The organism is Rhabdothermincola sediminis (assembly GCF_014805525.1).
In the GTDB taxonomy this organism is placed as follows: Bacteria; Actinomycetota; Acidimicrobiia; order Acidimicrobiales; family Acidimicrobilacustridaceae; genus Rhabdothermincola; species Rhabdothermincola sediminis.
In genome coordinates, this window is record NZ_JACFSZ010000022.1 from 37,728 (window position 1) to 45,435 (window position 7,708).

6 protein-coding genes are annotated in these 7,708 nt (G+C 73.0%); 5 read left to right on the top strand and 1 reads right to left on the bottom strand.

All coding sequences use genetic code 11. The annotated features are described in order from the left end of the window. The first annotated feature begins 10 nt into the window (after positions 1-10). The 4 genes from HZF19_RS15095 to HZF19_RS15110 all read left to right on the top strand — a co-directional run bounded on the left by HZF19_RS15095 (position 11) and on the right by HZF19_RS15110 (position 5,443). On the top strand, positions 11-1,732 hold the full coding sequence (locus tag HZF19_RS15095; protein WP_208029630.1) for an HsdM family class I SAM-dependent methyltransferase: 1,722 nt from the start codon (positions 11-13) through the stop codon (positions 1,730-1,732). Positions 1,733-1,813: 81 nt separating this feature from the next. After that, a complete protein-coding gene (locus HZF19_RS15100) occupies positions 1,814-2,719 on the top strand; it encodes an isocitrate lyase/PEP mutase family protein (protein WP_208029631.1) in 906 nt (301 codons plus the stop codon). Between the two features lie 275 nt (positions 2,720-2,994). Next, positions 2,995-4,212: a homoserine O-acetyltransferase MetX gene (gene metX, locus HZF19_RS15105; RefSeq protein ID WP_235980232.1), complete on the top strand. Its 1,218-nt coding sequence runs from the start codon at positions 2,995-2,997 to the stop codon at positions 4,210-4,212. Further along, positions 4,205-5,443 (top strand): trans-sulfuration enzyme family protein, encoded by a 1,239-nt coding sequence (locus tag HZF19_RS15110; RefSeq protein WP_208029632.1) that lies wholly within the window; start codon positions 4,205-4,207, stop codon positions 5,441-5,443. The genes metX and HZF19_RS15110 overlap by 8 nt, the downstream gene beginning before the upstream one ends. 168 nt (positions 5,444-5,611) lie before the next feature. Here the strand turns inward: HZF19_RS15110 and HZF19_RS15115 are convergent, their stop codons facing one another. Then, complete coding sequence (locus tag HZF19_RS15115; protein ID WP_208029633.1) at positions 5,612-6,370, bottom strand: enoyl-CoA hydratase/isomerase family protein; 759 nt, start codon at positions 6,368-6,370, stop codon at positions 5,612-5,614. 351 nt (positions 6,371-6,721) lie between these two features. Between HZF19_RS15115 and HZF19_RS15120 the strand changes: the two genes are divergently transcribed. Continuing rightward, positions 6,722-7,585, top strand: a complete 864-nt coding sequence (locus HZF19_RS15120; protein ID WP_208029634.1) for a DUF4328 domain-containing protein — start codon at positions 6,722-6,724, stop codon at positions 7,583-7,585. Positions 7,586-7,708 lie beyond the last annotated feature (123 nt).

The following is a 7,708-nucleotide window of genomic DNA, read 5'->3' on the forward strand; positions in this document are numbered from 1 at the left end:
CGTCGCCGCCGTGGGTGGCCCGACCCCGGTGTCGAGCTCGGCGGAATACCTCCAGCAGGTCACGGCACACGCGGCACGACTCGGTCAGGGGAGCGACCAGCCTGCCGGCTCATCGTCCCCAGACCTGCTCGGCATCGCACACCAGGCCCTCCAGGAGCGGGATGCTCGACGGCGGGCCGGCGCGTTCTACACCCCGGCGCCGGTCGCCCTCAGGCTCGCCCGATTGGTCCTCGAGGACCTCGACCGGGCGGTGAGGGTGTGTGACCCGGCGTGCGGCGGGGGAGCGTTCCTGCTCGCCGCGGGCCGGGTCCTCGAGAGCCGCGGCCTGTCCCGGCGCCACATCGTCGAGGACCTGCTCTGGGGCGTCGACCTCGATCCCCGCTCGCTCGCGGTGGCGGAGCTGGCACTGGTCCGCTGGGCGGCCGAGGCGGGCGAGCGCGTCGAGCGGACGAACCTCGCCGTGGCCGACGGGCTGTGCCGAGGCCTCGACGCCTGGCCCGGGTCCGCGGAGCCCTTCGATGCCGTGCTCGGCAACCCGCCCTTCCAGAGCCAGCTCGCCAGTCGGACCGCCCGCACCGCCGAGCAGGCCGCGGCGTTGCGCCAGCGGCTCGGCGACGTGGCCAGCGGGTACGCCGACTCGTCGTCGTTGTTCCTCGCCACGGCGGTGGAGCTGGTCCGCGACGGGGGGCGGGTGGCGCTGGTGATGCCGGAGTCCTTCCTCGCGGCCCGCGATGCCCGCCCCGCACGCCGGTACGTGCTCCGCCACGCGGCGTTGCGGGGCCTGTGGCTGGCGGAGGGAGCCGTGTTCGACGCCTCGGTCCGGGTCTGCGCCCCGGTGCTCGAACGGCGCCCCCGTGGTGGGCAGCGGCCCGACGAACCGATCCGGCGGTGGGTCGGGACGGCGATGGAGCCGGTCGACCCGGCTCCGATTCCCCTCGGCGCCCTGGACACAGCTCCCACGTGGTCGGGGTTGATCGCCGACCGGCGCGGCGTGCCCCCGGTGGAGCTCGACACCCCCGGGCGGGGGCGGCTCGGGGACCTGGCCCGCGCCACCGCCGGGTTCCGGGCCCAGTACTACGGCATCGGCCCCCACGTGGTCGATGCCGGCGTCGGCGCGTCGGGGCCGCCGGCGGAGGGGCTGGCACCGCTCGTGACCGCAGGTGCGATCGACCCCCTGCGATGCCTGTGGGGGCAGCGACCGGTGCGCTTCGCCGGGCAGCGATGGACCGCACCGGTGGTGGACCTGGAGGCCCTGCGGCGAGCAGATCCCGACCTCGCACGCTGGGCGGACTCGGTGCTGGTGCCCAAGGTCGTGGTCGCCACCCAGACCCGGGTGCTCGAGGCAGCGGTCGATGAGACCGGCGGGTGGTGGCCGTCGGTGCCGGTGGTGGCGGTGACCGCGGACCCGGAGGACCTCTGGGCCGTGGCCGCGATCCTCCTGGCCCCTCCGGTGAGCGCGTGGGCCATGGCCAGGGTCGCCGGCGCCGCGCTGTCGGCCGACGCGGTGAAGCTCGCGGCCCGCGAGGTGCTGGAGATCCCCCTGCCGTCTCGTCGCCGCCCCTGGGAGCGGGCCGCGGCACTGCTACGGGACGGCGCGGCCGCGGCCTCCGTCGGCGACGGCTCACGCTGGCGGGCGCTGCTGGTGCGCGCCGGCGCGGTGATGACCGAGGCCTACGGCGCCGGGGAGCGCTGCCTGGCCTGGTGGGAAGCGCGGTTGCCGCCGTTCCGCTGAGCGGTCTCTCGGCTCGCGGCGCGCTCGCCTCGGGGTCGAGCCCGGGGTGCGAGGCCAGCGGGCGGGGTACGGTCGGCGGCCATGTCCCGGCCCGCATCCCACCCACCTGCCGGTGACCGGCTGCGCGCCCGGCTCGCCGCTGGGCAGACCGTCCTGATGCCCGGCGTGTGGGATCCGCTGTCGGCTCACCTGGCTCGCGCTGCCGGGTTCTCGACCGCGTTCCTGTCGGGCTACTGCGTGTCGGGGGCGCACCTCGGGGTTCCCGACATCGGCTTGCTGACCCAGACGGAGATGGCCGAGGTGGCCCGCCGCGTGTGCCGGGCGGCGCCGGAGCTGGCAGTGGTGGTGGACGCCGACACCGGCTATGGCGATCCGTCGAACACCATCCGCACCGTGGAGCTCTGGGAGGAGGCCGGCGCCGCCGGTATGTTCCTCGAGGACCAGCGCTGGCCCAAGCGCTGCGGCCACCTGGACGGCAAGCAGGTGGTGCCCCGCGACGAGTGGCTGGCCAAGCTGCGGGCCGCGATCGCCCACCGCGACGCGCTGCACGTGACCGCCCGCACCGACGCCCGGGCGCCGCTGGGGCTCGACGAAGCCATCGAGCGGGCTCGGATGGCCGCCGACCTGGGCGTGGACGCGGTGTTCGTGGAAGCCCCCCGGTCGATCACCGAGCTGGAGCGGATCGCCTCCGCTCTGGAGGGCAGCGTGCTGGTGGCCAACATGGTGGAAGGGGGCAAGACGCCGCTGCTCACCCCGGATGAGCTGCACGAGCTGGGCTTCGACCTCATCGTCTCGCCGCTCACCGGCCTCTTCTCGGCGGTGCGGGCGCTGCGCGACACCTTCGAGCAGTTGGCCGGCGCCGGGACCCTGCGGGACGACCTCGGGCGGTTGGCGACGTTCGACGAGTTCACCGCGCTGGTCGAGCTCGACCGCTGGGAGCGCGCCGGCGATCCCGCCCACGGGGATGGTGCACCCGCAGGCCCGTGATCGGGTCACCCGGCGGCGGGCCGTGATCCGACCACCCGGCAGCAGGCCGTGATCTGGTTACCCACCAGGAGACCGGCCCGGCTACGCTGTTCGCCGACATCAGGAGTGGCCCGGGCAACCGGGTCCGGCAACCTGGGGCGGACACCCAAGGTGCCTCCCACCCCGAGGGGTGGGGATGTGGCCAGAGGCGGCGTCGCCGCCAACGGCAACGAAATGTCCGGGCCTCGCCCGCTCGCCCCCGCGGTGTCCGACCCCCGAGCGACGGGAGAGATCGTTTGGCCGATGGTGCGCTTGACGAGGGCTTCGGCCGCGCGCCGATCAGCCCGGCGTCGCTGCCCGCCACCGGCGCGTGGCGGGTGGGGGACCCGGTGGGTCACCGGCGGTTCCTCACCCTCGCCACCGAGCGGCCGTTCGTGCTGGAGGGCGGCGGCAAGCTCCGGGGGATCACCGTCGCCTACGAGACCTGGGGGCAGCTCGACGCCGACGCCTCCAACGCGGTGCTGGTGTGCCACGCCCTCACCGGCGATTCGCACGCTGCCGGCCCCAGCGGGCACGGGCACCCCACGCCGGGTTGGTGGGACGACCTGATCGGTGCCGGCCGGGCTCTGGATACCGACCGGCTCTTCGTGGTCTGCGCCAACGTGCTCGGCGGGTGCCAGGGCACCACGGGCCCGTCGTCGATGGACCCCGCCACCGGGCGCCCCTACGGCTCGCGGTTCCCGGTGGTGTCGATCCGCGACATGGTGCGCACCCAGGCCGCGCTCGCGGACCACCTCGGGGTCGACCGGTGGCTGGCGGTGGTGGGCGGATCCATGGGGGGGATGCAGGTCCTCGAGTGGGGGGTGATGTACCCCGACCGGGTCCGCTCGCTGGTGCCCATCGCCACCTGCGCGGCGGCCACAGCACAACAGATCGCGTTCAGCAGCGTGCAGCGCAGCACCATCGCCCTGGACCCGAGATGGCGGGGTGGTGATTACTACGACGCCGCGCCGGGTGACGGTCCGCACCAGGGGCTCGCCATCGCACGGGAGCTGGCCCAGATCACCTATCGCAGCGACCTGGTCTTCGACGACCGCTTCGGGCGCAACGTGCTCGACCCGATGGATGACACCTTCACCCTGTGGCAGCGCTTCGACGTCGAGGGCTACCTCGACTACCACGGCGCCAAGTTGGTCCGCCGCTTCGACGCCAACTCCTATCTGGTGATCTGCAAGGCGATGGACCTGCACGACATCGGGCGAGGGCGCGGCGGGGTCGACGCGGCACTCCGCCGGGTCGTGGCCCCGACGCTCACGGTCAGCATCGACTCCGACTCCCTCTACTTCCCGTACCAGCAGGAGCAGATTCGTGACGCGCTGGCCGCCAACGGCACCCCGGTGGAGCACGCGATGGTCACGAGCGATCACGGCCACGATGCCTTCCTGCTGGAGACCGATCAAGTGGGTGACGCGCTGGTCGCCTTCCTCGAAGACGTGGAGAAACGACATGGCTGACGCTCCCGACGACCCTCGCCCGGGTCAACCGGGCCAGTTGGGCCAGCCGGGCGGGGAAGCGCGGCGCTCGCAGCTTCGCCCGGAGACGGTGGCCATCCGCGCCGGGCGGGACGACAACGACCGCGCCCTCGCCCCGATCCTCTGGGCCACCACCACCTTCGTGACGCCGACCGTGGAGGAGGGTCGGCGCTTGGCGACGATGGCTGGCTCGCACCGCTTCTACAGCCGCTACGGCAACCCCACGGTGAGGGGCTTCGAGGACGCGATCGCCGCGCTCGAAGGGGCCGAGGCAGCCCGCGCCTTCGCCTCCGGCATGGGGGCGCTGAGCGGGGTGGTGCTCGGGCTGTGCTCGGCGGGCGATCATGTGGTCGCCCAGCGCCAGCTCTACGCCGGTACCCAGCTGTTGCTGCAGTCGGTGTGCCCGCGGTTCGGCATCGAGGTCACCTTCGTCGATGCCACCGAGCCGGGTGCATTCGCCGCGGCCGTCCGGCCGGGTGAGACGGTGCTCGTCCTGGCCGAGACTCCTGCGAACCCCAGGCTCGATCTCGCCGATCTCGACGAGCTGGGCGCCATCGCCGGGCCGATCACGGTCGTCGACTCGACCTTCGCCACCCCGCTCGGCCAGCGGCCGCTCGACCACGGCGTCGACCTGGTGGTGCACTCGGCGACCAAGGCCATCGCCGGCCACAACGACGCCACCATCGGGGTGGTCGCCGGCGCGCGGGACCTCCTCGACTGGCTGTGGAGCTTCGCCGTGCTGCAGGGCGCGAACGCCTCGCCCTTCGACGCGATGAACGCCCTGCGGGGCCTGCGGACCCTCGGCGTGCGGCTCCGCCAGCAGACGGAGTCCGCTCACCGCTTGGCCGAGGTGCTCGAGCAGCACCCGCACGTGGCGGAGGTGCGCTACCCGGGGCTGGATTCGCATCCCCAGCGCGACCTGGCCAAGCGCCAGATGAACCTCGCTGGTGGCCTGCTCACGTTCGACCTGGCGGGTGGCCTGGACGCGGGGCGGACCTTCGTGGAGTCGGTGCGCATCGCTCAGCTCGCCTCCTCCCTCGGGGGGCCGGAGACGCTCGTGACCCATCCCGCGTCGACCACGCACGTGAGCCTCACCCCCGAGGAGCTGGCGGCCAACGGCATCGGTCCGGGCACCGTACGGGTCTCGGTCGGCCTCGAGCATCCCGATGACCTGGTGGCCGACGTCCTGCAGGCCCTCGATCGCATCGCCTGATCGCTCCCGCTCTGTTGCGGGAGTGAGTCGGTTCGCGGTTTCGAACTGGCATGTCAAACGCGTGCCATGGCACGCGTTTGACATGCCGGTTGCGTGGGGTTGGCCGGTTGGCTGGTTGGTTGGTCGGTCGGTCGGTCGGTGGTGACGGGGGCGGTGGAGGAGGACCGCTCAGCCGAAGAAGGCGCGCAGGGCCGCCTGGTTCTCGGGCGATCCGACGAGGCGTTCGAACTCGGCTTCCTCGCGTGAGCGGGCGGCGCGCACCGCGTCGAGGCGGGCACTCAGCATCAACGACTTGGTGGCCACCAGGGAACGCACCGGCATCGAGCCGATGCGGCGTGCCAGCGTCATCGCCTCGTCGAGCAGGTTGGCTCTCGGCACCGCCCGCCACGCGAGGCCGATGCGCACCGCGGTGTCCGCGTCGACCCAGGGCTCGGTGAACAGCAGGTGCGCGGCCTCCTGCCAGCCCACGGTGGCAGGAAGCAGCAGGCTGGCCGACGCTTCCGTGGTGACGCCGAGGCTCACGAACGGGGCCTTCAGGCGTGCCTCGCGCGCCATCAGCACCAGGTCGCAGTGCAGCAGCATGGTCAGCCCGATGCCCACGCCGACGCCGTTCACCGCGGCGATCAGCGGTTTGGGGAACGTCTCCAGCACCGGCATGAGCTGGCGGTAGCCCGGCTCCTCGCCGGTGGCGAAGGCGCTGGGGTCGGCCATCTCGGCGAGGTCCTGGCCGGCGGTGAACGCCCGCCCCTCGCCGGTGATCACCACGCAGCCGATGTCGGGGTCCTCGGCCGCGCCCGCCAGCGCATCCCGGCAGGCGAGCCACAGCGCCTGGTTGAAGGCGTTGAGCACCTCGGGGCGGTTGAGGGTGAGCAGGCGCACCCCCTCGCTGTCTCGGATCGTCACCACGTCGGTCGTCGAGGAGCTCATCGGGTCCTTCCTGTCGCCTGGTCGCCAGCCGGTCTCGGCGCCTGGGCCGGACGGATCATGGCGCTGGGCCGTTCGGCCCAGATTTGCCTACAGCTGCCGCCCTGCCCGGTCGATACCAAGGCCATGGTGGGATGCAACGGTTGTCACGCAACGATCACCGCGGCGGATCGCTTCTGTCCAGCCTGCGGCCTGCCCAACCGGCAGGCTCGGTTCCACCCGAAGTTCGGGCCGGCACCGGAGGAACCTCCGGGACCGCCGCCCCGTCCTGGCGCGCCACCCTCGGGTGTGCCGTACTGCCCCCGCTGCTGGGCCGAGGTGCGGCTCTCCCATCCCTTCTGCGGTTCGTGCGGGATGCCGCTCGACGACGTGCGAGCTCGAGCGGAACTGGCCCGCTTCGGTGGGGTGTGGCTCACCCACGGCCCGGACGGTCGTCCCCCCTACCGGTCACTGCGCTTCCTCACCGCCGTGGTGCGGGCGCTCGCGGGTGCCACCATGGTCGTGGCCCTGCTCGTGGCGAGCAGCTCGGTGCTCGGTCTGATCCAGCACCGCGACCGGTTCAGCTCGTTCCGGGTGGACCAGACCGATGCGGCCAGCTTCACCGGTCGCCTCCAATGGCTGATGGCGGCGCTCATCGTCGCCGACGCGCTCGCGTTCATCGTCTGGACGACGAGGGCGTACCGGAACCTGCCGCTGCTGGCCGTGAAGGGGCTCCGGATCCCGACCCGGTGGGCCTGGACGGTGTGGTTCGTGCCGTTCGGGAACCTCATCTGGGGCAAGGAGCTGGTGGATGACGTCTACCGGGCGAGTGATCCGTCGGCGCCGGTCCTGTCTCCTGGGTGGCGGCTGCGGACGGTGCCGATGCGTGTGCACTTGTGGTGGATCTCGGTGATGGCCTCCGGCGTGGTGCTGCTCACCGCGCACTGGATGTCGCCCTCCCCGGCGGGTGGAGCGGAGGTGGGTGGCGCGGCGCTGGGCCTGATCGCCGCGGCGCACTTCTCCATCGCCACCGCCGCGGTGCTCACGGCGCTCCTGGTGACCGAGGTGGCGACCCGCCAACGGCGGCGGGTCGCGCACCTCGGCGTCGCCGGGCAGGCCTCCCGCACCGTTGACCTGGCCAGCGTCGCGACGTCGCGCCGGTCGGGCCCCGAGCCCCGGTTCGAGAAGGTCCCGGTCCTGGTGCATGCCGACACTGGTTCCGTGGCCGGTCGCTACTAGGACTGTGCTGAGCAAGGCGCCTTCGTGGGGTGGAGGGCGGCCGTCGGTCGTGGGAGGGGCGTCGTGTCGTCGGAGGGCGAGCGGGTCGCGGTGCGGGCAGATCGAAGGGCCGGGTTGAGGTGT

Coding starts and splice junctions, on each gene's coding strand:
- HZF19_RS15100 (WP_208029631.1), top strand. CDS start 1,814: ATGTCCCGGCCCGCATCCCACCCACCTGCCGGTGACCGGCTGCGCGCC.
- HZF19_RS15110 (WP_208029632.1), top strand. CDS start 4,205: ATGGCTGACGCTCCCGACGACCCTCGCCCGGGTCAACCGGGCCAGTTG.
- HZF19_RS15115 (WP_208029633.1), bottom strand. CDS start 6,370: ATGAGCTCCTCGACGACCGACGTGGTGACGATCCGAGACAGCGAGGGG.
- HZF19_RS15120 (WP_208029634.1), top strand. CDS start 6,722: ATGCCGCTCGACGACGTGCGAGCTCGAGCGGAACTGGCCCGCTTCGGT.